We start from the raw sequence: 25,727 nt of genomic DNA, 5'->3' as shown, positions 1-25,727 counted from the left end.
CACCGTCCTGGCATTCGAGCGGTCCACACAGGCTTCCACACAGGCCTACGATCGTCACACGAAAGCACTGCCGGGGTGCCTCACAGCAGCGTAACTTAGCGTTTCAAGACACCCGCCGACAGAAGCCGCCGCCCACTGGCACCGCCGCCAGCACCTGCCCGCGTACCGACGTTCCAACCGCCGAGGGGTCCCGTTCCGTGAGTCTGCATCCCACCCTCCAGCCCTACGCCGACGCCTGGACCCACTCCATCGAAGCGATATCCGAGCTGGTGACGCCGCTGGTGGAGGGAGAGTGGAACCGGCGTACACCCTGCCCCGGGTGGTCGGTGCGCGACGTGGTGTCCCATGTCATCGGCCTGGACTGCGAGATGCTCGGCGACCCGCGCCCCATCCACACGCTCCCGCGCGACCTCTTCCACGTCACGAACGACCACCAGCGCTACATGGAGATGCAGGTCGACGTCCGCCGCCACCACACGGCGCCGGAGATGACGTCCGAGCTGGAGTACACGGTCATCCGCCGCAACCGCCAGCTGCGCAACGAGTCCCGTGACCCCGGCACGAAGGTGCGCGGCCCGCTCGGGGCGGAGCTCACCCTCGAAGAGTCCATGCGGGGCCACGCCTTCGACGTATGGGTGCACGAGCAGGACCTGCGCACCGCCCTCGGCCGCCCCGGCAACCTCGACTCCCCCGGCGCGCACGTCGCACGCGACGTCCTGCTCGGCCGGCTGCCCGACATCGTCGCCGTCCGGGCCGACGCCCCGCGCAGCTCGGCGATCGTCTTCGACGTCCACGGCCCGATCGAGTTCCTCCGCACGATCCGCGTCGACATCCAGGGCCGCGGCTCCCTCGAAACGGCCCCCGCCCTGGGCCCGGCCGCCACCCTCACCCTCGACTGGGAGACCTACGTCCGCCTCGCCTGCGGCCGTGTCACGCCGGATGCCGTGGCGGACCGGGTGAAGGCGGAGGGGGACCCGGACCTGACGGCCGCGATCCTGCGCAACTTCACGGTGACGCCGTAGCGATCTCAGCCCGTCCAGGGGTGCCCCTCTGGGGGTGTCGGTAGGGGCGGCGGGCGCGAAATCCACTGTCGCCCACTCCGCACCCGCGGCTAACGTCCCGCCGTGACCGAAACCGAGATCGACACCGCCACCAGCCATCCGCCGCGCCTGACCCGCCTGACCTTCCACGGCCCGCTGTCGGAGACGCGCGCGAACAACCTCGTGCAGCGACTCACCCGGACAAACCCCACCACCGTCCTCGACATCGGCTGCGGCTGGGGCGAGTTGATGCTGCGCGTCCTGGCCGCCGCGCCGCAAGCACAGGGCACAGGCATCGACGTGAACGCCGAAGACCTCGCTCGCGGCCGCCGCGAGGCCGAGACCCGAGGGCTGGCGCACAGGGCCGCGTTCGTCGAGGAGTCCGCCGCCGGGACCTCGCGCGGCCCCGCCGACCTGGTCCTGTGCGTCGGAGCGAGCCAGGCCCTGAGCGCGGCCGAGCCGCCGGAGCACACCACCGAGGCTCTGCGCGCACTGCGCCGCCTGGTCGCCGACGGCGGCCGGGTGCTGCTCGGAGAGGGCTTCTGGGAGCGCACCCCGACCCCCGCCGAGCTCTCCGGCATGTGGCCGGGAGCCGCGGCGACGGACCACTACGACCTCGCGACCCTGCTCGATCTCGCGGTCGCCGCCGGTTTCCGCCCGGAGTGGACCGAGACGGCGAACCTCGACGAGTGGGAGGAGTTCGAGTCGGCGTACCAGGCGGACGTCGAGACATGGCTGGCCGAGCACCCCGAGCACTCGCTCGCGGCCGAGACACGCGAGCGCCTCGACCGCCATCGCGCCCAGTGGATGAGCTACCGCGGGGTACTGGGACTCGCCTACCTCACCCTCGTCCCGGCCCGCTGACACCCCACTGACCCACGGCGTCGGCTCAGGCGGGAACGTGCACGATCTCCACCCTGCTGGCGACCAGCCGTTCCCGCTCCCTGCGCGCCGCCCGCTTGCGCAGCCGCAGGATCTGGCTGACCCCCAGTGCCTGGAGGACGAACACCGCCGAGAAGGCGATGGCGTAGTCGTCCCCCGTGGCGTCCAGCAGCACGCCGATCGCGAACAGCGTCGTCATCGAGGCGACGAAACCGCCCATGTTGGTGATGCCGGACGCCGTCCCCTGCCGCTCCGGCGGATTCGCCGGCCGGGCGAAGTCGAAGCCGAGCATCGAGGCCGGGCCGCACGCCCCGAGCACCGCGCACAGCACGATCAGCAGCCACATCGGCGCCGTCTCACCGGGCCAGGCCAGCGTCGTCGCCCACAGCACCGCCGTCGCCCCGACGGTCCCGAGCGTCAGCGGCAGCCGCGCCTCGTGGTGCCGGGCGACGATCTGGCCGTAGACCAGGCCCACGACCATGTTAGCCAGGACGACCAGGGTGAGCAGTTCACCGGCCGTCGCCCGGGACAGCCCCTGCGCCTGGACCAGGAACGGCATCCCCCACAACAGCAGGAACACCATCGCCGGGAACTGCGTCGTGAAGTGCACCCACAGCCCCAGCCGCGTGCCGGGTTCCCGCCAGGACGCGGCGATCTGACGGCGTACGTACGCCGCACCCAGGTGCGGCAGCGGCTCCGGCTCGTGTCCCTCGGGGTGGTCCTTCAGGAACAGGAGGAGCAGGACCAGTACGACGACACCCGCGGCCGCGCTGCCCGCGAACGCCGCCGTCCAGCCCACGCCGTGCAGCAGCCGGGCCAGCACCAGCGTGGAGACGAGGTTGCCCGCCATGCCCGCGAGCCCCGCGAGCTGCGCGATCAGCGGGCCGCGCCGGGCCGGGAACCACCGGGTGCCGAGCCGCAGCACGCTGATGAACGTCATCGCGTCGCCGCAGCCCAGCAGCGCGCGCGAGGCGAGGGCCATGCCGTACGACGGCGAGAAGGCGAAGCCCAGCTGCCCCACCGTGAACAGCACCACGCCGATGGTCAGCACCTTCTTGGTGCCGAGCCGGTCGACCAGCAGGCCGACGGGTATCTGCATGCCCGCGTAGACGAGCAGCTGCAGGATCGAGAACGTCGACAGGGCCGAGGCGTTCACGTCGAAGCGGTCGGCGGCGTCGAGGCCGGCGACCCCGAGGGACGTACGGAAGATGACGGCGACGAAGTAGACCGAGACGCCTATGCCCCAGACGGCGACGGCGCGGCGGCCGCCCGGAGGATCCCCCGGCAGCACGGCCCTCATCGCTCTTCCCCCCGCGCCAGATGCGAGAACCAGCCGATGTGCCGGTGGACCGTCCCGACGGCGGCCTCGGCGTCCCCGGAGCGCAGGGCCTGAAGGATCTCCTCGTGCTCGACGAGGGTCTTGGCGATCCGGTCGGGGTGCGAGTGCAGGACGGCGACACCCATGCGCAGTTGCCGGTCGCGGAGCTGGTCGTACAGCCGCGACAGGATCTCGTTGCCGCCGCTGCGCACGATCTCCGCGTGGAAGCACCGGTCGGTGACGGCGGCCCCGGCGAGATCACCGGCGGCGGCCTGGGCCTTCTGCTGGGCGAGCAGTTCCTCCAGGCGCGCGATGAGCCCGGGCGGCGCGGGCACGGCCTTGCGCGCCGCGTGCTCCTCGACGAGCATCCGCGTCTCGACCACGTCCTTGATCTCCTGTGCGGAGACCGGCAGGACGAGTGCGCCCTTCTTCGGATAGAGCTTGATCAGTCCCTCGACCTCCAGCCGCAGCAGCGCCTCCCGCACCGGCGTGCGCGAGACCCCTACGGCCTCCGCGAGCTCGCCCTCGGTGAGGAGGGTCCCGCCCTCGTAGCGGCGCTCCAGGACACCCTGCTTGACGTGGGTGTAGACACGGTCGGCGGCGGGGGGCTGCTTCATGGACTGCTGCTTCACGGGTGCGGGCGGGGCGGAGGGCATGCCCACAGCATAGATACAACACGTACGCATGAGGGCGTCCGTCCAGCATCCGGACGGGAAACCTGACCATGACTCAGACACGGGGCCCCGCCACACCCGTCGCACAACCTTCTGTGCTAGTTACGTGTCACACATGTGCGGCCCACTTGTCTTCCCCTTCCAACTCGGCCGCACACTGGGGCATTCGACGTAATCGGGGTATTTCAGTTGATAACCGCCACTAAGGGCTTCCGCTTCCGCAGAGCCGCAGCCGTCGCCGTCACGACCGGCGCAGTGCTCGCCACCGGAGCTCTCACCGCGGCTCCCGCGCAGGCCGTGACGACGCCCACCATCACCGCCAAGAGCGGATTCCTGATGAACAGCGCCAACGGCGCCACGCTCTTCAAGAAGTACGAGAACACCCACCGGCTCACCGCCTCCACGACGAAGATCATGACCGCGAAGGTCGTGCTCTCGCAGTCGAACCTGAACCTGGACACCAAGGTCACGATCAAGAAGGCCGTCAGCGACTACATGGTCGCCAAGGGCTACCCCTCGTCGGCCCACCTGATCGTCGGCGACAAGGTCACCGTTCGTCAGCTGCTGTACGGGATGATGCTGCCGTCCGGCTGTGATGCCGCGATGGCCCTCGCCGACAAGTTCGGTACCGGCACGACGGTCTCGGCTCGCACCAAGAACTTCATCGCCAAGATGAACACGATGGCCAAGAACCTCGGCATGACGAACACACACTTCGACTCGTTCGACGGCATAAGCAACGGCTCGAACTACTCGTCGGCGAAGGACCTGACGCTCCTCGCCCGCAGCGCGATGAAGAGCACCACCTTCAAGGCCGTCGTGAAGACCAAGTCATACACGGCGAAGACGATCACGAGCTCCGGCTCCACCCGCACGATGGGGGCGTGGACCAACACCAACACGCTGCTCGGCTGGAACGGCACGCTCGGCATCAAGACCGGCTCCGGCACCGAGGCCAAGTACTGCCTCGTCTTCGCCGCCACGCTCAACGGCGAGTCGGTGATGGGCGCCGTCCTGACCGCCTCCTCGGCGGACAACCGCACCGCGGACGTGAAGAAGCTGATCAACTACGGCTACGCCCGGATCAGCTGACGCAGGCTGACACCCGCTTGCACCCGCGGTGAATGAAAGGGGGCGGCCACTCGACAGTGGCCGCCCCTTTTCGTGTCACCGCCGGTGGCTCACGCCCAGGTGATCAGCCGCTTGGGCTGCTCCAGGATCGCCGCCACGTCGGCCAGCACCTTGGAACCCAACTCCCCGTCCACCAAACGGTGGTCGAAGCTGAGCGCCAGCGTGGTGACCTGACGCGGCTTCACCTTGCCCTTGTGGACCCACGGCTGGAGCTTGATCGCGCCGACCGCGAGGATCGCGGACTCGCCGGGGTTGAGGATCGGCGTGCCGGTGTCGACGCCGAAGACGCCGACGTTGGTGATGGTGACGGTGCCGCCCTGCATCGCGGCGGGGGACGTCTTGCCTTCCTTCGCCGTGGATACCAACTCGCCCAGCGCCCCGGCCAGTTGCGGGAGAGTCTTGGTGTGGGCGTCCTTGATGTTCGGCACGATCAGGCCGCGCGGGGTCGCCGCCGCGATGCCCAGGTTCACGTAGTGCTTCTGCACGATCTCCTGGGCCGCCTCGTCCCAGGACGCGTTCACGTCAGGGTTCCGCTTGATCGCGACCAGCAGGGCCTTGGAGATCAGCAGCAGGGGGTTCACGCGCAGGCCCGCGAACTCCTTGTCCTGCTTGAGCTCCTCGACCAGCTTCATCGTGCGCGTCACGTCCACCGTCACGAACTCCGTGACATGCGGCGCCGTGAACGCCGAGCCGACCATCGCCGCCGCCGTCGCCTTGCGGACGCCCTTCACCGGGATACGGGTCTCGCGGGCCGTGTCGTACGTGGCCACCGGCGCCGACGCAGCCGCCGGGGCGGCCACCGGGGCGGGCTGGGACACCGGCTCGGGAGCCGGGGCCGGCGGGGCCACCGCCGCGTGGACGTCCTCGCGCGTGATGATGCCGTCGGGGCCGGTGGGAGTCACCGTGGCCAGGTCGACGCCCAGGTCCTTCGCCAGCTTGCGCACCGGCGGCTTCGCCAGCGGCCGGGGAGGCGTCACCGCTACCGCGGGGCCGTGGCCGTTCAGCTCGGACTGCAGGGCCTGCGTCGCCGTCGAGGGCTCCTGGCGCGGAACGTCGGCCCCCTTGCGCGGGCGGCGCTTGGTCGAGGACGCGGCCACGCCGTAGCCGACCAGCACCGGCTGGCGGCCCTGCGGCTTGGCCTCCTCCGGCGCCTTCTCGGCGGGAGCCGGAGCCTGGGCCGGCGCCTCGGCACCGGCCGCGGCCGTCCCGCCCGACACGTCCACCGCGATGATCGCCATACCGACGTCCACCGTCGTGCCCTCGGGGAAGTGCAGCTCGCGGACCACCCCGTCGTACGGGATGGGCAGTTCGACGGCCGCCTTGGCCGTCTCGACCTCGCACACCACCTGACCGTCGGTGACCGTGTCGCCCGGCTGGACGTACCACTTGAGGATCTCGGCCTCGGTGAGTCCCTCGCCCACGTCGGGCATCTTGAACTCGCGCACGGACGCTTCAGTCATCGTCGTCACGACCCTCTCCTCAGTACGCCAGGGCACGGTCGACGGCGTCGAGCACCCGGTCCAGGCCCGGCAGGTACTCCTCCTCCAGACGCGCCGGCGGATACGGGGCGTGGTAACCGCCCACCCGCAGCACCGGGGCCTCCAGGTGGTAGAAGCAGCGCTCCGTGATCCGGGCGGCGATCTCCGCGCCCGAGCCGAAGAACACCGGGGCCTCGTGGACCACGACCAGGCGGCGGGTCTTCTCGACGGAGGCCTGGATGGAGTCGAAGTCGAGCGGGGAGACCGAACGCAGGTCCAGGACCTCCAGGTTCCGGCCTTCCTCGGCGGCCGCGTCGGCGACCTCCTGGCACAGCTTCACCATCGGGCCGTAGGCGGCCAGGGTGAGGTCCGTGCCCTCGCGGACGACCCGCGCCTTGTGCAGCGGGCCCGGGATCGCCTCCGTGTTGACCTCGGCCTTGTCCCAGTAGCGCCGCTTCGGCTCGAAGAAGATCACCGGGTCGTCGCTCTGGATGGCCTGCTGCATCATCCAGTACGCGTCCGACGGGTTGGAGGGGCTGACGATCTTCAGACCCGCCACGTGCGCGAACAGCGCCTCCGGGGACTCCGAGTGGTGCTCCACCGCGCCGATGCCGCCGCCGTAGGGGATGCGGACGACGACCGGGAGCTTGACCTTGCCCAGCGAGCGCGCGTGCATCTTGGCCAGCTGCGTGACGATCTGGTCGTACGCCGGGAAGACGAAGCCGTCGAACTGGATCTCCACCACGGGGCGGTAGCCGCGCAGGGCGAGACCGATCGCGGTGCCGACGATGCCCGACTCGGCGAGCGGGGTGTCGATGACGCGGCTCTCGCCGAAGTCCTTCTGCAGGCCGTCCGTGACCCGGAAGACGCCGCCGAGCTTGCCGACGTCCTCGCCCATGATGAGGACCTTGGGGTCGGAGTCCAGGGCGCGGCGCAGCGACTCGTTGATCGCCTTGGCCAGAGCCATCTTTTCCGCTGCCATGTCAGGCCCCCTCTACGTCAGCGAACGACGCCTGGTAGGCGGCGAACTGGGCGCGCTCTTCGTCGACGAGCGCATGCCCGTCCGCGTACACGTTCTCGAAGATGGCGAAGTGGTCCGGGTCCGGCATGGCGCGGACCGCTTCGCGCACTCGTTTGCCCAACGCCTCGGACTCCGTCTCCAGTTCCGTGAAGAATCCCTCGTCCGCGTGGTTTGAGGCCTCCAGGTACCGGCGAAGACGCAGGATCGGGTCCTTCGCCTCCCACGCCTCGCGCTCCTCGTCGGCCCGGTACTTGCTCGGGTCGTCGGAGGTGGTGTGGGCGCCCATGCGGTAGGTGTACGCCTCGACCAGCGTCGGCCCCTCGCCGCTGCGGGCGCGCTCCAGCGCCCACTTCGTCACGGCCAGGCAGGCCAGGACGTCGTTGCCGTCGACGCGCACGCCCGGGAAGCCGAAGCCCTGCGCGCGCTGGTAGAGCGGGACGCGGGTCTGCTTCTCGGTCGGCTCGGAGATCGCCCACTGGTTGTTCTGGCAGAAGAACACGACCGGGGCGTTGTAGACCGCGGAGAAGGTGAACGATTCGGCCACGTCGCCCTGGCTGGAGGCGCCGTCGCCGAAGTACGCGATCACCGCGCTGTCGGCGCCGTCCTTGGCGATGCCCATGGCGTACCCGGTCGCGTGCAGCGTCTGGGAGCCGATGACGATCGTGTAGAGCTGGAAGTTGTTGCTGTTCGGGTCCCAGCCGCCGTTGTTCACACCGCGGAACATGCCGAGCAGGTTGGTCGGGTCGACCCCGCGGCACCAGGCGACGCCGTGTTCGCGGTAGGTCGGGAAGACGTAGTCGTCCTCACGGGTGGCCCGGCCGGAGCCGATCTGGGCGGCCTCCTGGCCGAGCAGCGACGCCCACAGGCCCAGCTCGCCCTGGCGCTGCAGGGAGGTGGCCTCGGCGTCGAAGCGGCGGGTGAGCACCATGTCGCGGTAGAGGCCGCGGAGCTCTTCGGGGGTGATGCCGGCGACGTACTTGTCGAACTCGGCGTTCTTGACGCGCTTGCCCTCGGGCGTCAGCAACTGCACCAGTTCGGGGTCGGTGCCTGGCGATTTCCTTGCGGTCGTGCGCTTGCCGGCCGTGCTCTTGGTACCGGCGCTGCGTCGCGGCTTTGGCGCGGCAGTGCTCTCCACGGTCACGTGTGCTCCTCCGTCGGTCCGGCTCCCGGGTTCGCCGGGTGCCAGTGCGGCTCACCTGCAGCCCTACGGACGCACAGGGTGGGTGCGGCTCGTACGGGAACAGGCGTGACAGGTGCCCCGGCGAGCGCCCTGCAAAAGGCACGTTACCCAGTGCTCCACATTTCTGTGAAACCCCTCCTGACCTGCGATTTTGCTTGGATTTCCAAGTAAATCGCGAAAGTCCGGAACAAGTCCTGGTCACAGCCTTGCAGGGGGCCGGAACAACGGCACGTTATATCGGTGACCCAGGTCACGGGAAGAGCAACCGAGGGCGAGATCACTCATCCCGTGTGACGCTGAGCACGTACGCGAAGGCGGAAGAATCCGGAAATTCCGCCCGCCGATCACGAAGCGTGTCCGCTGCTACGACCGACTCGAGGCTGCGCATTCCGGCCACTCGGCAGTCCCGGTAAATGGCACGCGCGCGTGAAGCCCGTTTCCGGGCCGCACGCGCGCGTGGTGGCTTCTTCAGTGAGACGGTGCCGTGAGGCCGGTCAGACGCCGTCGTCGGTCGGTGTCGGCAGCGTCGGCGGATCCGACGGCTCCTCCGTGGGGTCCTCCGTCGGCTCCTCGGTCGGCTCGGCCGTGGTCGGCTCCTCGGTCGGCTCGGCCGTGGTCGGCTCCTCGGTCGGCTCCTCGGTGGGCGTGTACGAGGGCTCGTACGACTGCGTGTAGTCCGGGTCGGTGCCCGCGCCGGTGCCGTCGTCCGTGGCCGTGTCGGTGGGCTCCTCGGTCGGATCGTCGCTCGGCGTCTCGCTGGCCTTGTCCTCGTCGGTGGTCTGCGAGGTGGTGGGCGTCTGCGTGGTGTCGTTGCCGGGGTTGTCCGAACCGGTGCCCTTGAGCGCCAGCGCGACGCCCGCCGCGATCGCGATCACCGCGAGGACGGCGAGGATCCACAGCTTGCCGCGACCGCTGCCCTTGTTCCCGTGCCCCTCGAAGCCGCCCTCGTCCCCGCCGCCGTACCCGGAGGGCAGGATCGGCTTCGGGATCTGCGTCGTCCCGGAGCCGGAGTCCGAGGGGTGCCCCATGACGGTCGTGTTCGCGAAGCCCGCCGCCGGGGTGTGCCGGCCGTCGTGCATCGCCACCGGGCCGGTGTTCCAGGTGCCGGTGTGGCCGCCGTGGTCGTACAGCATCTGCAGGCCGTACTGGACGAGGCCGCGCATCTCCTCGGCCGTCTGGAACCGGTCGTCCGGCTCCTTGGCGAGCGAGCGCATGACAAGGCCGTCGAGCTCCGGCGGGCAGCCGTCGGAGAACTCGGACGGGGGCGTCGGGATGTCCTGGACGTGCTGGTAGACCACCGACAGCGGGGTCTCACCGGTGAACGGCGGCCGCAGCGCGAGGAGTTCGTAGAGCAGGCAGCCCGTCGCGTACAGGTCGGAGCGGTGGTCGACCGCCTTGCCGAGCGCCTGCTCGGGCGACAGGTACTGCGGGGTGCCCATGACCATGCCGGTCTGCGTCATCGTCGACTGCGCGCCGTGCAGGGCGCGGGCGATGCCGAAGTCCATCACCTTCACGGCGCCGTTGTCCGTGATGATGACGTTGGCGGGCTTGATGTCGCGGTGCACGATGCCGTGCTGGTGCGAGTAGGCGAGCGCCTCCAGGACACCGGAGACGATGATCAACGCCTGCTCGGGGCCGGGCGCTTCGGCGTTGAGGAGCAGGTCGCGGATGGTCCGCCCCTCGACGATCTCCATCACGATGTACGGCACGCTGTGGCCGCCCACGAAGTCCTCGCCAGAGTCGTACACGGCGACGATCGCGTGGTGGTTGAGGCCGGCCACCGACTGGGCCTCGCGCGTGAAGCGGGCCTTGGACACCGGGTCCTCGGCGAGGTCGGAGCGCAGCAGCTTGACCGCCACGGTGCGTCCGAGGCGCACGTCCTCGGCCGCGAACACCTCGGCCATGCCACCCCGGCCGAGTCTGCGGGTCAGCCGATAACGGCCGTCCCCGACAAGTCCGCCATTACCCCACATCTCCGGCGCGTCTGACATACCGCCGCCAGCCGCCTCGGGGTCGGACGGGCCCTGAGCGCGCTGCTGCTGTGCCATCGGTCCTCGCCGTCGTTTCTGCCCGCGGTGCGCGCGGTGTTGTTACGGTCTCCGTCGGCCACGCTACAGCCTCCGCGCAAGCCGTCGGTCCGAGAAGGCCGCCCCCAACCGGAAGGAGAGGGACCGGCCATCAAACCGGTACCCCGTCCGCTCGTGCAAATTCTGTGTACCGCCCGTACTGCCCCGGTAACTCTTCCGCGACGCTTCTTTCGCGTACGGTCACGGAACGGGCACCGCGCTTGACCTGTCAGTGCCGTGGGGCAGACTTGGCCGGGAATAGCACGTGGATCACTCGGGAACACCCGATCCACGGCAGTCGCAGGCGCCTAAGAGGCTACGGGGGACGCAGCACATGAGCCAGGACGGCGCACAGGGCCGGTACGCGGGGCGGGCGCTCGCCGGCGGCCGCTATCAGCTGCGCGACTTGCTCGGCGAGGGCGGCATGGCCTCGGTGCATCTCGCGTACGACGCCGTGCTCGACCGGCAGGTGGCGGTCAAGACCCTGCACACCGAACTCGGCCGCGAGCAGGCGTTCCGCGAGCGCTTCCGCCGCGAGGCCCAGGCCGTGGCCAAGCTCACGCACACCAATATCGTCTCCGTCTTCGACACCGGCGAGGACGATGTCGACGGCATGACGACGCCGTACATCGTCATGGAGTACATCGAGGGCCGGCCGCTCAGCTCGGTCTTCGACGAGGACGTACGGCAGTTCGGCGCGGTGCCCGCCGACAAGGCGCTGAAGATCACCGCGGATGTGCTCGCGGCGCTGGAGATCAGCCACGAGATGGGCCTGGTCCACCGGGACATCAAGCCGGGCAACGTGATGATGAACAAGCGCGGCGTGGTCAAGGTCATGGACTTCGGCATCGCGCGCGCCATGCAGTCCGGTGTGACGTCGATGACACAGACCGGCATGGTGGTGGGCACGCCGCAGTACCTCTCGCCCGAGCAGGCGCTGGGCCGCGGGGTGGACGCCCGCTCCGACCTCTACTCGGTCGGCATCATGCTGTTCCAACTCGTCACCGGGCGGCTGCCGTTCGAGGCGGACTCGCCGCTGGCGATCGCGTACGCACATGTGCAGGAGGAGCCGGTCGCTCCGTCCTCGATCAACCGCGCCCTGCCGCCTGCCGTGGACGCGCTGGTCGCCCGCGCCCTGAAGAAGAACCCGAACGAGCGCTTCCCGAGCGCCGAGTCCATGCGCGACGAATGCCTGCGCGTGGCGGCGTCCTTCCAGGCGGCCCCGCCGAGCATCGTGCCGGGCTCTCAGACGCAGAGCGGCCAGGGCGTCGGCGCCTCGGTGTTCCCGCCGGTCGGCCAGGCGCCGCCGCCCGGGGGCCCGGTCCAGACGCCGTACCAGCCGGCCTCGGCGCCGACCCCCGCGCCGAACCCGTACGGCACCCCGCCGCCCGGGACGCCCGCGCCGTCGTACGGCTACCCGCAGCAGCAGCCCGGCTACCAGACACCGCCGCCGGCGGCGTACTCCCCGCAGCCGGGCCACCCGACCCCGCCGCCGTACACCATCTCGCCCCAGCCGCGGACCACTTCGGGCGGCGGCAAGAACAACCGCGCGGTGATCATCGGCTCGATCGTCGTCTCCCTCGTCGCGGTGGGCGGCCTGATCGCGGCCCTGACGCTGACCGGCGGCGGCACCGAGGACGACCCGGGCGCGGACGGCACGAGTACGTCGGCGCCGGCCACGAAGGCGGCCGGATACCGGGCCGGGGACAGCTCGCGGACGGTCGAGACGACCACGTGCACCGAGCCGCGGGAGTCGTACCTCGACCCCGAGCAGGTGCGGATGCCGGACTTCTCGTACCAGTACTGGCCTTCGGTCGTCGAGTGCCTCAAGGCCGCCGACTGGAAGTACGAAACGACCTCCAAGAACGAGAACACGTACGGCGAAGGCACGGTGCTGGTCCAGTCCCCCGAGGCGGGCACGGACATCGACCCGGAGAACCCGCCGACGATGAAGTTCACGGTCTCGACGGGCAATCCGGAGTGACCTCCGCACCCGCGATCTGATCTGAAAGGGCCCGGCAGCACTCGCTGCCGGGCCCTTTGCGTGGATATGTAGATATCTGGCCTATGCGCCTACGTACCGGGTCTTACAGGTAAGGCCCGCCCGTGCGGCCCGCCTGGCGCTGCTCACCGTCCTCGAGGCCGCCGACTCCCGGCGGGAGGGCGCGGCGCATCTGCTCCAGCTGGGCCCGGGCGGCCATCTGCTGGGCGAAGAGCGTGGTCTGGATGCCGTGGAAGAGGCCCTCCAGCCAGCCGACCAGCTGGGCCTGCGCGATGCGCAGCTCCGCGTCGCTCGGGGTCGCCTCGTCCGTGAACGGCAGGGAGAGCCGCTCCAGCTCCTCGACGAGCTCCGGCGCCAGGCCGTCCTCCAGCTCCTTCACGGAACTGGCATGGATCTCCTTCAGCCTGACCCGGCTCGCCTCGTCCAGGGGAGCCACGCGCACCTCTTCGAGCAGCTGCTTGATCATGCTGCCGATCCGCATGACCTTCGCCGGCTGCTCGACCTGCTCCGTCACCGGGATCTCGCGGGAGTCCTCGTCTCCGTTGCCGCCAGTGAGCGCCATCCCGTCCTGGCCCACGACCAGGATCTGGGGGTTCTCGGACGGCCTTTCGTTCCTCGGCATCTCCATGCCGCCATTCTCTCGCACCCGTACAGCTCATCATCGTGGTGCCCCCCGTGGGGAGAGATCCACCGTTTACGTTGCGGGACTTTCCGTCAGTCCTCGACGGTTCCGACCCCTCGGGCCTCTCCGGCCCCTCCTGCCTGTCCAGCCTGTCCTGCCTGTCCTGCCTGTCCTGCCTGGGTGAGCCGGAGCAGGCGGGCCTCGCAGATGTCGAGCCAGCGGCTCTCCGCCTCGGCGTGGAACACGAGCTGCTCCAGGACGAGCAGCCGAGCCATCTCGTCGGGGTGCTCGTGCGCCCGCGCCAGCGCCTCGGCCCGCCGCCGTACATGGCCGTGCAGGGCCTGGGCCACATGCCGGCGCTGCGCCTGCACGACCTCCCGTACGTCGACGCCGGGCGCCCCGACCGCCATCACCAGCTTGATCGCCAGCTCGTCGCGCGGCGGGCTCGCCCGCTCCACGGGCCGCTCGAACCAGGCCCGCAGCTCGGCGCGGCCCGCCTCCGTCAGCGCGTACAGCACCCGCCCCGACTCGTCCACGCCGTCCTGGACGACCATGCCGTCCCGCTCCAGCCGGCCGAGGGTCGTATAGACCTGGCCGATGTTCAGCGGCCAGGTCCCGCCCGTACGCCCCTCGAACTCGGTGCGCAGCCGCGAGCCGTAGCGGGGGCCGGGTTCCAGGAGCGCCAGCAGTCCGTGTCGTATCGACATAACCGGATTGTGCGCCTGATTCGGTCGGGTGGCGGAGTCTGAAATGCCGGGTGCGTGGGGTGCTGTGAGGCTGGTTCCGTGACTTCATGGCTGAGGATGACGTGGGGGCGGCGGGGGCGGACGCGTGCTGCTTTCGGCGGCCCACGCACCTTGTCCTGGCCGGCACCGACGGCTGCCGCCGAATGTGTCCCGGGTACTGCGCGTCGGCTCGGGGGGCGGCCGGGGGTGCGGTGGGGCGTGCGGGCGGTGCGGGCTCTTCAGGCGCTGCGGTCTGCGGGGACGCTGGTCGTGCTGGTGGCGGGGCTGTTCGTGGGGTTGTGCGGGAGTGGGGTGTCGTACGGCCTTGAGGGCCCGCATGGTGCCGCCGCATCCGGGGATTCCTCCGGGCCCACCGCCACCGGCCGGGCCTCCTCCGGCTCCACGGCCAAGCGCCGGCCTCCCTCCAGCCCCACGGCCAAGCGCCGGCCTTCCTCCGGATCTACGGGTTCGGGGGGACCCGTCTCCCCCCGTGCGGCCGCGTCTCCCTCCGCACCCGTGGCTGACTCCGGGGCCTCCTCCAGCTCCTCCGCCGAGTCCCGGCCTTCCTCCGCCGCTGAGGCTCCGTCCGGGGCACCCTCCGCCTCCTCCGGCCTCTCCACCCCGTCCGGGGAGTCCGGAGAGGCCAGGAAGCCCGGAGAGGCCAGGAAGCCCGGAGAGGCCAGGGAATCCCGGGCGGCGTCCAGCTCTCCCGCACACGCCCCGGCCGCCTCCCGTCCCGACCCCTCCGACAAGCCGTCCCGCGCCGGGAGCCGGGCTGGTGAGGGGCGGGAGCGGCCGGGGCGGGAGAAGGGGCCGTTGGAGGACGAGGAAGCCGCGGACCAGGAAGCCGCGGACCAGGAAGCCGCGGACGAGGAGCCGGACGGTGGCGTGGGCGACGAGGAGGGCGAGGGCTCGGCGTTGCCGGAGGACGAAGGCGAGGGCGAGGGTGAGGACGACGGTGGAGGCGTCGCCGAGAGCCCGGACGGCGCCGGTGACTCCGCCCGGGACGCCGCCACGGTGCCCTCCGCCCCGTCGGCCCGTCCCGTACGGCAGCCTGGCCCGCGTGCCGAGGGCCCCGCCGAGCCCATGCTGCAGGTCCTGCCCCTCGGCAGCGGGCTGGTGCTCATCGGGCTCGGGCTGGGCCTCGCCTTCGTCGGTCTCCGGCTGCGGCGCGGCTAGGGCGTGCCCTCGGCGCGTCGGACGAGGGCCCTACGGCGCGACGAGCAGCACCTTCCCTACGTGCCCGCTGTCCTCCACCACCCGGTGAGCCTCGGCGGCGTCGTTCATCGGGATCTCGCGATCGACGACCGGGCGGACATGGCCGGCGTCCAGCAGGGGCCACACGTGCTCGCGCGCGGCCGCGACGATCGCCGCCTTCTCGCCGAGCGGACGGGCGCGCAGCGAGGTCGCGCTGATGGCGCCGCGCTTGCCCAGCAGCGCACCGATGTTGAGCTCGCCCTTGACGCCGCCCTGCATGCCGATGATGGCGAGGCGGCCGTTGACGGCGAGGGCCTGGACGTTGCGGTCGAGGTACTTGGCGCCCATGTTGTCGAGGATGACGTCGGCTCCGGCGCCGTCAGTGGCCTTCTTGAGCTCGGCGACGAAGTCCTGCTCCCGGTAGTTGACCAGGATGTCGGCGCCCAGCTCGGCGCACCGGTCCAGCTTCTCCTGGGTGCCCGCCGTGACGGCGACCTTGGCGCCGACGGCCTTGGCGAGCTGGATGGCCATGGTGCCGATGCCGCTGGAGCCGCCGTGCACGAGCAGGGTCTCGCCGGGGCGGAGGTGGGCGATCATGAAGACGTTGGACCAGACCGTGCACACCACCTCGGGCAGGGCGGCGGCCTGCGTCAGGCTCAGGCCCTTGGGTACGGGCAGCAGTTGGCCGGCCGGGACGGCGACCTTCTCGGCGTAGCCGCCGCCCGAGAGCAGCGCGCACACCTCGTCGCCGACGGACCAGCCGGAGACGCCGGAGCCGAGCGCGGCGATCCGGCCGGAGCACTCCAGGCCGGGGTAGGGGGAGGCTCCGGGCGGGGGGTTGTAGAAGCCCTGGCGCTGCAGGATGTCGGCTCGGTTGACGGCCCCGGCCACCACCTCGACCAGCACCTCGCCCTCGCCGGGCACGGGATCGGGGACCTCGTCCCACACCAGCGCCTCGGGCCCACCAGGTTCGGGAATCGTGATCGCATGCATGGCACGGACGCTACTCCTCGGCCTTCGGCCCCCTGTCCCTCGGTCCTTGGGCGGGTGCGGTCGAAAAACCCTGTGCCTCACCGATGAGTTTGCGCGACCGTAAAAGTCTCCCCATACGCAGTCCAAGAACGCGGAAGGACCACTCGGAAGGACCCGAAGCATGAGCACGCAGACGACGTCCGGTCTCGCGATCGAGACGGCAGGCCTGGTGAAGACGTTCGGTGAGACGCGGGCCGTCGACGGCGTGGACCTCGCGGTTCCGGCCGGCATGGTCTACGGCGTCCTCGGCCCGAACGGCGCCGGCAAGACGACCACGGTGAAGATGCTCGCCACCCTCCTACGACCCGACGGCGGCGAGGCCCATGTCTTCGGCCACGACGTCGTGCGTGAGGCCGACGAGGTGCGCGGCCGGGTGAGCCTCACCGGCCAGTACGCCTCCGTGGACGAGGACCTCACCGGCACCGAGAACCTGGTCCTGCTGGGCCGGCTCCTCGGCCACGGCAAGCCCGCCGCGCGGGAGCGTGCCGCGCAGCTCCTGGAGGCCTTCGGGCTGACGGACGCGGCCGGAAAGCAGGTCAAGAACTACTCCGGCGGCATGCGGCGCCGTATCGACATCGCCGCCTCCATCCTCAACACCCCCGACCTGCTCTTCCTCGACGAGCCGACGACCGGCCTCGATCCGCGCAGCCGCAACCAGGTGTGGGACATCGTGCGCGCAGTCGTCGCCCAGGGCACCACCGTGCTGTTGACCACTCAGTACCTGGACGAGGCCGACCAGTTGGCGTCCCGGATCGCCGTCATCGACCGCGGCAAGGTGATCGCCGAGGGGACGAAGGGCGAGTTGAAGGCATCCGTGGGCGCCGGTTCCGTCCATCTGCGGTTGCGGGAGGCCGCACAGCGGCCGCAGGCCGAGCGCGTACTGCGGACGACCCTGGACGCGGACGTGCAGCTGGAGCCCGACCCCGTGGCCCTCACCGCGCGCGTCGGCTCCGGGGCGGCCAACGGGCAGGGCGCGGCGGAACAGGCCGCCCGCGCGCTCGCCGAACTGGCCCGCACCGGCATCACCGTCGACAACTTCTCGCTGGGCCAGCCCAGCCTGGACGAGGTGTTCCTCGCCCTCACCGGACACGACACCCACGACGCCCGCGATGCCCGCGATGCCCGCGATGCCCGCGACGACGCCGGCAAGGACGACAAGGACGAGGTGGCGGCATGAGTACCGCGACGCAGACCGAGAGCAGGGAACTCGCCCCCGTCAGCGCCGAGTCGCTCGCCGCGCTGCTCGTCTCCGGGGAGCGGCCACCGCGGCCCAGCGCCTGGTCGGCCTCGATGACGTTCGGCTGGCGGGCGATCCTGAAGATCAAGCACGTGCCGGAGCAGCTCTTCGACGTCACGGCGTTCCCGATCATGATGGTGCTGATGTACACGTACCTGTTCGGGGGCGCCCTGGCCGGGTCCCCGAAGGAGTACATCCAGTTCCTGCTGCCGGGCATCCTGGTGATGTCGGTCGTGATGATCACGATGTACACCGGCGTCTCGGTGAACACCGACATCGAGAAGGGCGTCTTCGACCGGTTCCGTTCGCTGCCCATCTGGCGGCCGTCGACCATGGTCGGCTATCTGCTGGGCGATGCCCTGCGCTACACCATCGCCTCCCTCGTGATGCTCACCGTCGGTATCATCCTGGGCTACCGCCCGGACGGCGGGGTCGGCGGAGTGCTCGCCGGGATCGCGCTGCTGGTCGCCTTTTCGTTCGCGTTCTCGTGGATCTGGACGATGTTCGGGCTGATGCTGCGCTCCGAGAAGTCGGTGATGGGCGTCAGCATGATGGTGATCTTCCCGCTCACCTTCCTGTCCAACGTCTTCGTCGACCCGAAGACCATGCCGGGCTGGCTGCAGGCCTTCGTCAACAACAGCCCGATCACCCATCTGTCCTCAGCCGTCCGCGGGTTGATGGCGGGTGACTGGCCGGCCGACGAGGTCGCCTGGTCGCTGGGCTGGGCGGGCCTGTTCGTGCTGGTCTTCGGACCGATCACGATGCGGCTGTACAACCGCAAGTAGTCAGGCCCAAGTAGTCGGGCCCAAGTAGTCGGGCCCAAGTAGTGGGGCCCAAGTAGTGGGGCCCAAGTAGTCGGGCGCGCAGCCCGGCCAACCAGTCGGGCGGGGCTTCAGCCCTGGGGCAGACGCCGTTCATCGGGTGCGACCTGACTGCCCGGCGTCGCCCGCACGATGGTGATGAGCCGGTCCGTCAACTGCAGTGTCCCGACGGCCGGATCGTCGTATCCGAGCACCCGGTGCCCGCGTACGACGCTCACCACCAGGTCGTCCGTCTGCCGCGGGCTCCTGCCCACCTCGGCCTTTATGACCGGCCGTTCGACGATGTCGAGCCCGCTGCCCTGCTGGATCAGGTCCTCCAGGACCATGCCGGCGGCGGGGCTGAGCACGGAAAGGCCGAGCAGCCGTCCGGCCGCGCTGGCGCTGGTGATGACCGCGTCGGCGCCGGACTGCTTCAGCAGCGGTGCGTTCTCCTCCTCGCGCACCGCGGCCACGATCTTCGCGCCGCGGTTGAGCTGCCGGGCCGTCAGCGTCACGAGGACGGCGGTGTCGTCGCGCTGGGTCGCGATGATGATCTTCCGCGCCTTGTGCACCTCGGCCCGCTTCAGGACCTCGCTGCGTGTGGCGTCCCCGGTGACCCCGGCGTAGCCGTCCGCGACCGCCGCCTCGATCACCTTGGAGCTCGGGTCGACCACGATGACCTGGTCCTTCCTCAGTCCCGTCGCGCAGACGGTCTGGATCGCCGAACGCCCCTTCGTTCCGAAGCCGACGACGACGGTGTGGTCGCGCAAGGTGGACCTCCAGCGGGTCAGACGCCATTCCTCCCGGGTCCGTTCGGTGAGGACCTCGAGCGTGGTGCCGACCAGGATGATCAGGAACAGCACCCGCAGGGGCGTGATGACGAAGATGTTGGTGAGCCGGGCACCGTCACTGACGGGGGTGATGTCGCCGTATCCGGTGGTGGAGAGGCTGACGGTCGCGTAGTAGAAGGCGTCGAGGAGGTCGACGGAACCGTCGGAGTTGTCGTTGTAGCCGTCGTGGTCGGCGTAGACGATCAAGGCCGTCGCCACGAGCAGCGCCAGGGCCAGGGCGACCCGCTTCGCGACCTGCCGGAACGGATGCTCCACGATCTTCTTCGGGAGCTTCACCCGATAGGTCGCGACCCTCTCGTCCGCCCGACGGGCGATCGCGTCCTGGCCCGGAAGTTTCACGTGAAACACACCTCGATGCCGGCACTCGCCCAGGGCAGGTCGAGCAGTTCGGTCTCCTGACCCGCGCGGACACCGCCCGGTGGTACGACGGCGACGGCGTCGGCCGCCGCCATGCCCCGCAGCATGGCCGGCCCGTGGTAGTGCAGCGGCACGGCATGGTCGCCGCGCAGCACGACGGGGATGAGCCGGGTGTCGTACGGATGCCCGTGCGCCGCCTCCTTCAGGGGCAGCGTGTACGGCTCCGGGGCCGGGTGGGCGGCGAGCGTGCGCAGTAGGGGTTCGGCAAGGGTGAGCAGCCCGGAGACGGCGGCGAGCGGGTTGCCGGGCAGGCCGACGAGGTGCTGGTTCTCCTTGGTGCGGGCCAGCAGCATGGGGTGGCCGGGCCGCACCTTGACGCCGTCCACCAGGAGTTCGGCACCGATGCGCTGCAGCGTGGGGTGGACGTGGTCGACCGGGCCGGCCGCGGTGCCGCCGGTGGTGACGATGAGGTCGGCGTCGGAGCGGGTGAGGGCCTTGTGCAGGGCCTTGGCGTCGTCGCCGAGCCGGCGCACGGAGGTGACCTCGGCGCCGAGTGCGCGCAGCCAGGGCGGCAGCATCGGGCCGAGGGCGTCGCGGATCAGCCCGTCATGCGGGAGCCCTTGGGTGAGCAACTCGTCGCCGAGGACGAGGACTTCGACGCGGGGGCGGGGGACAGCGGTGAGGGTGTCGTATCCGGCGGCGGATGCCAGGCCGAGTACGGCCGGGGTCACGAGGGTGCCGACGGCGAGCAGTTGATCGCCGTTACGGCATTCCTGGCCGCGTGGGCGGATGTCCTGGCCGGGCTGGATCTCCCGGGTGGCGTGCAGACGGTCCTTGGCGTCCGTGCGGCCGTGCTCGCTGCGCAGGACGGCGGTGGTGTCCGGCGGGATCCGGGCGCCGGTCGCGATGCGGACGGCCTCGCCGTCGGTGAGCGGCTCGGGTTCGGCGTGCCCGGCCAGGACCCCCTCGTCCCTTACGTCCCAGGGGCCGGGGCCCGCGACCGCCCAGCCGTCCATCGCCGAGGTGTCGAAGGAGGGCAGGTCGGTGAGGGCGGTGAGGGGAGCGGCCAGGGTGAGGCCGAGCGCGGCGCCGAGGGGGACGGAGACGGGAGCGCGGCCGGCGGACCGGGCGGTGGCACGCGCGGCGCGGGCGGCGGTGTCGCGGGCTTCGCGCCAGGGGGTGGCCTTGTGGTGGCGGTCGGGATTGTGGGAGCCCGGGGCGTGCTGGCCGGGTGCGGGCACGTGGTCGCCGGGGGTGTGGGGGCCGTTGTGTTCCTTCACGAGGGCGAGTACCTCCTCGACGTCGAGGTCCTCGGCGTCCTCGTCCGCCTGGATACCGCGGGCGGTCATCCGGCGTCCGGGCGGGTGTCGGGCGTGGCGTCGGGGGCCGCGTCGGACTTGGCGGCGGCCTCCTCCGCCCAGCGCAGGGCGAGTGCGGCGGCCTTGCGGGAGGCCTCGGCGACGGCTTCGGGGCCTCCCTGGCCTCCCCTTGCCTGCGCTGCCGCGTACCCGACGAGGAAGGTGGTCAGCGGGGCCGCGGGCCGCGCCACACCGTGGGCGGCGTCGCGGGCGAGATCGAGCAGGACCTTGGTGTCGACGTCGAGCTCGATGCCGAGCTCGTCCTTGACTGCGGAAATCCATTCATCCAACACGTGCCCATGCTCCCTGATGCGTGCCCTGGCGGTGGCGATGTCGTCCCAGGTGTCGCAGTCGAAGGACGCGACGGGGTCGGGGACGCGGGTGAGGCCGAGCGCGCCGGTCAGCCGGCGCAGGGGGAGGCCGGTGAGGCCGTCGTGCCCCTGGGCGAGCGCGTCCAGTTCGCGGCGCAGCGCGGACGCGCGGTACGCGGCGACGAGCGGCTGGTCGCGGCCGTCGGCGTCGGTGAGCAGCGCGCCGTCGGCGCCGGTGGTGTGCAGGGCGGCCAGCAGCCGCCGCACCGTGCCGTCGTCGAGGAACGGCAGGTCGGCGGAGAGGACGACGACCCGCTCCGAGGTGGTGCGCCGCAGCCCGGCGTCGAGTGCGGCCAGCGGGCCACCGCCGGGCGGGTCCTCGCGCGCCCAGGTGACGGGGCGCGCGGTCGGGCGGGGGTCGGCGACGACGACGGTGGACCGCGCGTCGGCGCAGGCGGCGAGCACCCGGTCGAGCAGCGCCCGCCCGCCGACGCGCACCCCTGGTTTGTCCACACCGCCGAGCCGCCGCGCGCCGCCCCCGGCGAGCACGACGGCGTCGAACGCGACGTCGTGCCCGGTCTCCTGCTGGGCGTCGGCGGCGCCTTGCGCGCCCGGCGGTTCGTACGCGGTCACCCCCCGAGTATGCGTGCCTCCGCGATCACAGGGAACGCAGGGGAAGCAGCGGGCCTCGGGGGATCCGTCACAGCGTGCGCAGCAGCACCGCCGGGTGTTCCACGCAGTCCGCCACGTACCGCAGGAAACCGCCTGCCGTGCCGCCGTCGCAGACCCGGTGGTCGAAGGTGAGCGCGAGCTCGACGACCTGCCGCACCGCCAGCTCACCCTCGTGCACCCAGGGCTTGGGGATGATGCGGCCCACGCCGAGCATCGCGGCCTCGGGGTGGTTGATGATCGGCGTGGAGCCGTCGACGCCGAACACGCCGTAGTTGTTCAACGTGAAGGTGCCGCCGGTGAGTTCCGCGGGCGTGAGGGTGCCCGTGCGGGCCGCCTCGGTCAGCCGGGCGAACTCCGCGGTCAGCGACTCCGCGTCCCGCGCGTGTGCGTCCCGTACGACCGGGACGACGAGGCCCCGCTCGGTCTGCGCGGCGAATCCGAGGTGCACATGGTCGAGCTGGACGATCTCCCTGGCCTCCATGTCGACCGTGGAGTTGAGCTCGGGGAACCGGGCGAGGGCGGCGGTGCAGATGCGGGCCAGCAGGGCGAGGAGGGAGATCTTCGGCCCACCTGTGGCGTTCATCGCCGTCCGCGCCCGCATGAGCTCCGTGGCGTCGGCGTCCACCCAGCAGGTCGCGTCCGGGATCTCCCGCCGGCTGCGGGAGAGCTTGTCGGCCACGGCGCCGCGGATGCCCTTGAGGGGGGTGCGGATGCCGCCGAGGGGGGCGGAGGAGCGGACGGGGGCCTGCGCGGGCGGGACGGCAGCGGAGGGGGCCGGGGTCGTCGGCGTCACGCGCGGGTGCGGCTCGGCCGACGGCTGGGCCGTCCGTCCGTGTGCCTCGGCGGCCCGCAGCGCGTACTCCACGTCGGCCCGCAGAATCAGCCCGTCCGGTCCGGAGCCGTGCAGCTCCCTCAGGTCCAGGCCGTGCTCGCGGGCGAGGCGGCGGACGAGCGGGGAGATCACGGGTACGGGGCCCTCGCTGCGGGACTCCTCGTCGGCCGGTGCCACGTCAGGGCCGTGGCCGACAGGGCCGTGCCCCGCCGCTGTGCCGACGGGGCGCGCGACGCCCGGGGCGGGGGCGTGCTCGGCGGTCGCCGTGCCCTCGCGCGCGGCGGCACCGTTCGCCGCCACGCCCGCCGGCTGCCCCGCCGGTGTCGTCGGCGCGGTCGGCCGTACCCGCCTGCGCCGCGCCGGGGCCTCGGAGGTGCCGTACCCCACCAGCACGTTCCCGGAGCCCTCGGTCTCGTCGCCGGAGGCGGGCGCCCCCACCGCCACGGTCAGCAGCGGCGCCCCGACGGGCAGCTCCGTGCCCTCCTCGCCGAAGCGGGCGGTGACCACGCCGGCGTAGGGGCAGGGGATGTCGACCATCGCCTTGGCCGTCTCGACCTCGACGACCGGCTGGTCGACGGCGACGACCTCACCGACCTCCACCAGCCAGCGGACGATCTCCGCCTCGGTGAGCCCCTCCCCGAGGTCGGGGAGCTTGAACTCGAGCACCTGTGCCATCAGCTCTCGGCCTCCCACTGCAGACGCCCCACGGCGTCCAGGATCCGGTCCACGCCGGGCAGGTGGTGACGCTCCAGCATCGGCGGCGGGTAGGGGATGTCGAACCCGGCCACACGCAGCACCGGCGCCTCCAGGTGATGGAAGCAGCGCTCCGTGATCCGGGCCGCGATCTCCCCTCCCGGGCCACCGAACCCGCCCGACTCGTGTACGACGACCGCTCGCCCGGTCCGCCGTACCGAAGCGGCGACCGTCTCGTCGTCGAACGGCACCAGCGAGCGCAGGTCGACGACTTCCAGGTCCCACCCCTCTTCCCGCGCCGCCTCGGCGGCTTCGAGGCAGACGGGCACGGACGGTCCGTACGTGATGAGCGTGGCGCTCCGGCCCGAGCGCCGCACCACCGCGCGGCCAATCGGTTCAACGTCCGTCGGACGGTCCGGGTTCCAGGAGCCTTTCGACCAGTACAGCCGCTTGGGCTCCAGGAAGACGACGGGGTCGTCGGAGGCGATGGAGGCGCGCAACAGCCCGTAGGCGTCGGCGACGGTCGCGGGCGTGACGACATGGAGCCCCGGAGTCGCCATGTAGTACGCCTCGGACGAGTCGCTGTGGTGCTCGACGCCGCCGATGCCGCCGCCGTAGGGGACGCGGATGGTGATCGGGAGCGGCATCGCGCCGCGCGTGCGGTTGCGCATCCGGGAGACGTGGCTGATCAGCTGCTCGAACGCCGGGTAGGCGAACGCGTCGAACTGCATCTCCACGACCGGGCGCAGGCCGTACATGGCCATGCCCACCGCCGTGCCCAGAATCCCCGCCTCGGCCAGCGGCGTGTCCGTGCAGCGGTCCTCGCCGAACTCCTTGGCGAGCCCGTCGGTGACCCGGAAGACACCGCCGAGGGTGCCGACGTCCTCGCCCATGACATGCACGGCGGGGTCTTCCGCCATGGCGTCGCGCATCGCGCGCGTGAGGGCCTGCGCCATGGTGGCCGGCTTGACGGCGACGGTGGTCATCGGTGCGACCCTTCCGACTCGGCGTCGAGCTCGGCGCGCAACTGGGCCTGCTGTTCGCGCAGTTGCGGGGTGGGCTCGGCGTAGACGTGGGCGAACAGGTCCATCGGGTCGAGCACCGGGTCCTGGTTCATGCGCTCGCGCAGGTCGGCGGCCATCGCCTCGGCGGCGTCGCGCGCGGCCTGCTTGCCGGCCTCGTCGATCAGGCCCCGCTCGGTCAGCTCGTGCTCCAGGAGCGCGATCGGGTCGTGGCCGCGCCAGGTCTCCACCTCGGAGTCGCCGCGGTAGCGGGTCGCGTCGTCGGCGTTGGTGTGGGCGTCGATGCGGTAGGTGATCGCCTCGATCAGGGTCGGTCCGCCGCCGGCGCGCGCGTGCCGTACGGCGTCGCTCAGCACCTCGTGCACGGCGGCCGCGTCGTTGCCGTCGACCAGGCGGCCGGGCATGCCGTAGCCGACGGCCTTGTGGGCCAGCGACGGGGCCGCGGTCTGCTTGGCGAGCGGGACGGAGATCGCGAAGCCGTTGTTCTGGACCAGGAAGACGACCGGCGCCTGCCATACGGCGGCGAAGTTCAGCGCCTCGTGGAAGTCGCCCTCGCTGGAGCCGCCGTCGCCGACCATGGCGAGCGCGACCACGTCGTCGCCCTTGAGGCGGGCAGCGTGCGCGAGGCCGACGGCGTGCGGGAGCTGGGTGGCGAGCGGGGTGCACAGGGGCGCGACGCGGTGCTCGCGCGGGTCGTAGCCGGTGTGCCAGTCGCCGCGCAGCAGGGTCAGCGCCTGAACGGGGTCCAGGCCGCGGGCCACGGCGGCGAGGGTGTCGCGATAGCTGGGGAACAGCCAGTCGCGGTCCTCCAGAGCCAGCGCGGCGGCGACCTCGCAGGCCTCCTGGCCGGTGGTGGACGGGTACACGGCGAGGCGACCCTGCTTCGTGAGCGCGGTCGCCTGCGCGTTGTACCGACGGCCCCGCACCAGCTCGGCGTAGAGCCGGCGCAGCAGGCCGGGGTCGGCCTTCGCGGCGGCCTCGGTGCCGAGGACGCGATACGGCTCCGCGTCGGGCAGCAGCGGCGCGGGGTCCATGCGGGGCTGCCAGGCGGGCGGCGGCGATGGCCGGTACGCGCCTCGCTGCTCCATGACCGTCATGACGGCACCTCCTCGTGGGAGCGGCTACGAGAGGCGCAGCTCTTGTGATGCGCCTCACCTACCGATTGTTCGGTCGTCGGCACATTTTGGCTACAGGCGCCCTCAGGCTGTGGACAAACGGTTCTCCAC

23 protein-coding genes are annotated in these 25,727 nt (G+C 71.4%); 7 read left to right on the top strand and 16 right to left on the bottom strand.

Translation table 11 applies throughout. From position 1 onward, the window contains the following. Positions 1-197: 197 nt before the first annotated feature. Both PBV52_RS24340 and PBV52_RS24335 read left to right on the top strand, forming a co-directional pair. Positions 198-1,022, top strand: a complete 825-nt coding sequence (locus tag PBV52_RS24340; protein ID WP_274241077.1) for a maleylpyruvate isomerase family mycothiol-dependent enzyme — start codon at positions 198-200, stop codon at positions 1,020-1,022. 102 nt (positions 1,023-1,124) lie between these two features. Further along, on the top strand, positions 1,125-1,904 hold the full coding sequence (locus PBV52_RS24335) for a class I SAM-dependent methyltransferase (RefSeq protein WP_274241076.1): 780 nt from the start codon (positions 1,125-1,127) through the stop codon (positions 1,902-1,904). A 25-nt stretch (positions 1,905-1,929) separates the two neighbouring features. On the opposite strand, the gene PBV52_RS24330 is transcribed toward PBV52_RS24335, so the two are convergent. After that, on the bottom strand, positions 1,930-3,222 hold the full coding sequence (locus PBV52_RS24330) for a nitrate/nitrite transporter (RefSeq protein WP_274241075.1): 1,293 nt from the start codon (positions 3,220-3,222) through the stop codon (positions 1,930-1,932). Further along, entirely contained in the window at positions 3,219-3,896 is a 678-nt protein-coding gene (locus tag PBV52_RS24325; RefSeq protein ID WP_274241074.1) for a GntR family transcriptional regulator, read from the bottom strand. Before PBV52_RS24325 ends, PBV52_RS24330 begins: the two co-directional genes overlap by 4 nt. Before the next feature lie 207 nt (positions 3,897-4,103). On the opposite strand from PBV52_RS24325, the gene PBV52_RS24320 reads away from it, so the two are divergent. Continuing rightward, positions 4,104-5,006 carry a D-alanyl-D-alanine carboxypeptidase family protein gene (locus PBV52_RS24320; protein WP_274241073.1) on the top strand — a complete coding sequence of 301 codons (903 nt, stop codon included), beginning with the start codon at positions 4,104-4,106 and terminating at the stop codon, positions 5,004-5,006. An 89-nt stretch (positions 5,007-5,095) separates the two neighbouring features. Here the strand turns inward: PBV52_RS24320 and PBV52_RS24315 are convergent, their stop codons facing one another. From PBV52_RS24315 to PBV52_RS24300, 4 genes are all read right to left on the bottom strand, one after another. Continuing rightward, on the bottom strand, positions 5,096-6,514 hold the full coding sequence (locus tag PBV52_RS24315) for a dihydrolipoamide acetyltransferase family protein (protein ID WP_274241072.1): 1,419 nt from the start codon (positions 6,512-6,514) through the stop codon (positions 5,096-5,098). Between the two features lie 10 nt (positions 6,515-6,524). Beyond that, entirely contained in the window at positions 6,525-7,505 is a 981-nt protein-coding gene (locus PBV52_RS24310; protein ID WP_274241071.1) for an alpha-ketoacid dehydrogenase subunit beta, read from the bottom strand. 1 nt (position 7,506) lies between these two features. Beyond that, entirely contained in the window at positions 7,507-8,685 is a 1,179-nt protein-coding gene (pdhA, locus tag PBV52_RS24305) for a pyruvate dehydrogenase (acetyl-transferring) E1 component subunit alpha (protein ID WP_274241070.1), read from the bottom strand. Between the two features lie 533 nt (positions 8,686-9,218). After that, positions 9,219-10,772 carry a protein kinase gene (locus PBV52_RS24300; protein ID WP_274241069.1) on the bottom strand — a complete coding sequence of 518 codons (1,554 nt, stop codon included), beginning with the start codon at positions 10,770-10,772 and terminating at the stop codon, positions 9,219-9,221. 352 nt (positions 10,773-11,124) lie between these two features. Here PBV52_RS24300 and PBV52_RS24295 point away from each other — a divergent pair, with 352 nt between their 5' ends. Then, entirely contained in the window at positions 11,125-12,774 is a 1,650-nt protein-coding gene (locus tag PBV52_RS24295) for a protein kinase (RefSeq protein WP_274241068.1), read from the top strand. A gap of 103 nt (positions 12,775-12,877) precedes the next feature. On the opposite strand, the gene PBV52_RS24290 is transcribed toward PBV52_RS24295, so the two are convergent. The 3 genes from PBV52_RS24290 to PBV52_RS24280 form a co-directional block, all read right to left on the bottom strand. Continuing rightward, on the bottom strand, positions 12,878-13,420 hold the full coding sequence (locus PBV52_RS24290; protein WP_274241067.1) for a bacterial proteasome activator family protein: 543 nt from the start codon (positions 13,418-13,420) through the stop codon (positions 12,878-12,880). Between the two features lie 86 nt (positions 13,421-13,506). Beyond that, a complete protein-coding gene (locus PBV52_RS24285) occupies positions 13,507-14,121 on the bottom strand; it encodes a PadR family transcriptional regulator (RefSeq protein WP_274241066.1) in 615 nt (204 codons plus the stop codon). 257 nt (positions 14,122-14,378) lie between these two features. Beyond that, on the bottom strand, positions 14,379-14,549 hold the full coding sequence (locus PBV52_RS24280; protein ID WP_274241065.1) for a hypothetical protein: 171 nt from the start codon (positions 14,547-14,549) through the stop codon (positions 14,379-14,381). Between the two features lie 106 nt (positions 14,550-14,655). On the opposite strand from PBV52_RS24280, the gene PBV52_RS24275 reads away from it, so the two are divergent. Further along, positions 14,656-15,318 carry a hypothetical protein gene (locus PBV52_RS24275; RefSeq protein WP_274241064.1) on the top strand — a complete coding sequence of 221 codons (663 nt, stop codon included), beginning with the start codon at positions 14,656-14,658 and terminating at the stop codon, positions 15,316-15,318. Between the two features lie 30 nt (positions 15,319-15,348). Here the strand turns inward: PBV52_RS24275 and PBV52_RS24270 are convergent, their stop codons facing one another. Beyond that, the gene (locus PBV52_RS24270) at positions 15,349-16,329 is read right to left on the bottom strand and encodes an NAD(P)H-quinone oxidoreductase (RefSeq protein WP_274241063.1); all 981 of its coding nucleotides are present in this window, start codon (positions 16,327-16,329) and stop codon (positions 15,349-15,351) included. Positions 16,330-16,489: 160 nt separating this feature from the next. On the opposite strand from PBV52_RS24270, the gene PBV52_RS24265 reads away from it, so the two are divergent. Then, entirely contained in the window at positions 16,490-17,545 is a 1,056-nt protein-coding gene (locus PBV52_RS24265) for an ATP-binding cassette domain-containing protein (protein ID WP_274241062.1), read from the top strand. Then, positions 17,542-18,390 (top strand): ABC transporter permease, encoded by an 849-nt coding sequence (locus PBV52_RS24260; protein ID WP_274241061.1) that lies wholly within the window; start codon positions 17,542-17,544, stop codon positions 18,388-18,390. Before PBV52_RS24265 ends, PBV52_RS24260 begins: the two co-directional genes overlap by 4 nt. A 107-nt stretch (positions 18,391-18,497) precedes the next feature. Here PBV52_RS24260 and PBV52_RS24255 read toward each other — a convergent pair whose 3' ends face one another. The 6 genes from PBV52_RS24255 to pdhA (PBV52_RS24230) form a co-directional block, all read right to left on the bottom strand. Beyond that, on the bottom strand, positions 18,498-19,595 hold the full coding sequence (locus PBV52_RS24255) for a TrkA family potassium uptake protein (protein ID WP_274241060.1): 1,098 nt from the start codon (positions 19,593-19,595) through the stop codon (positions 18,498-18,500). Further along, the gene (locus tag PBV52_RS24250; protein WP_274241059.1) at positions 19,592-20,962 is read right to left on the bottom strand and encodes a molybdopterin molybdotransferase MoeA; all 1,371 of its coding nucleotides are present in this window, start codon (positions 20,960-20,962) and stop codon (positions 19,592-19,594) included. The genes PBV52_RS24255 and PBV52_RS24250 overlap by 4 nt, the downstream gene beginning before the upstream one ends. Further along, positions 20,959-21,915, bottom strand: coding sequence for an NTP transferase domain-containing protein (locus PBV52_RS24245; protein WP_373921898.1), 957 nt, complete (start codon positions 21,913-21,915; stop codon positions 20,959-20,961). Before PBV52_RS24245 ends, PBV52_RS24250 begins: the two co-directional genes overlap by 4 nt. Before the next feature lie 67 nt (positions 21,916-21,982). Continuing rightward, positions 21,983-23,461 carry a dihydrolipoamide acetyltransferase family protein gene (locus PBV52_RS24240; protein WP_274241058.1) on the bottom strand — a complete coding sequence of 493 codons (1,479 nt, stop codon included), beginning with the start codon at positions 23,459-23,461 and terminating at the stop codon, positions 21,983-21,985. Then, complete coding sequence (locus tag PBV52_RS24235; RefSeq protein ID WP_274241056.1) at positions 23,461-24,465, bottom strand: alpha-ketoacid dehydrogenase subunit beta; 1,005 nt, start codon at positions 24,463-24,465, stop codon at positions 23,461-23,463. Before PBV52_RS24235 ends, PBV52_RS24240 begins: the two co-directional genes overlap by 1 nt. Then, positions 24,462-25,598, bottom strand: coding sequence for a pyruvate dehydrogenase (acetyl-transferring) E1 component subunit alpha (gene pdhA / locus PBV52_RS24230; protein ID WP_274241054.1), 1,137 nt, complete (start codon positions 25,596-25,598; stop codon positions 24,462-24,464). Before pdhA (PBV52_RS24230) ends, PBV52_RS24235 begins: the two co-directional genes overlap by 4 nt. Positions 25,599-25,727 lie beyond the last annotated feature (129 nt).

The sequence above is a fragment of the Streptomyces sp. T12 genome (assembly GCF_028736035.1).
In the GTDB taxonomy this organism is placed as follows: Bacteria; Actinomycetota; Actinomycetes; order Streptomycetales; family Streptomycetaceae; genus Streptomyces.
The sequence above is the reverse complement of the archived record's forward strand: the minus strand, read 5'-3'. Positions and strand labels throughout refer to the sequence as shown.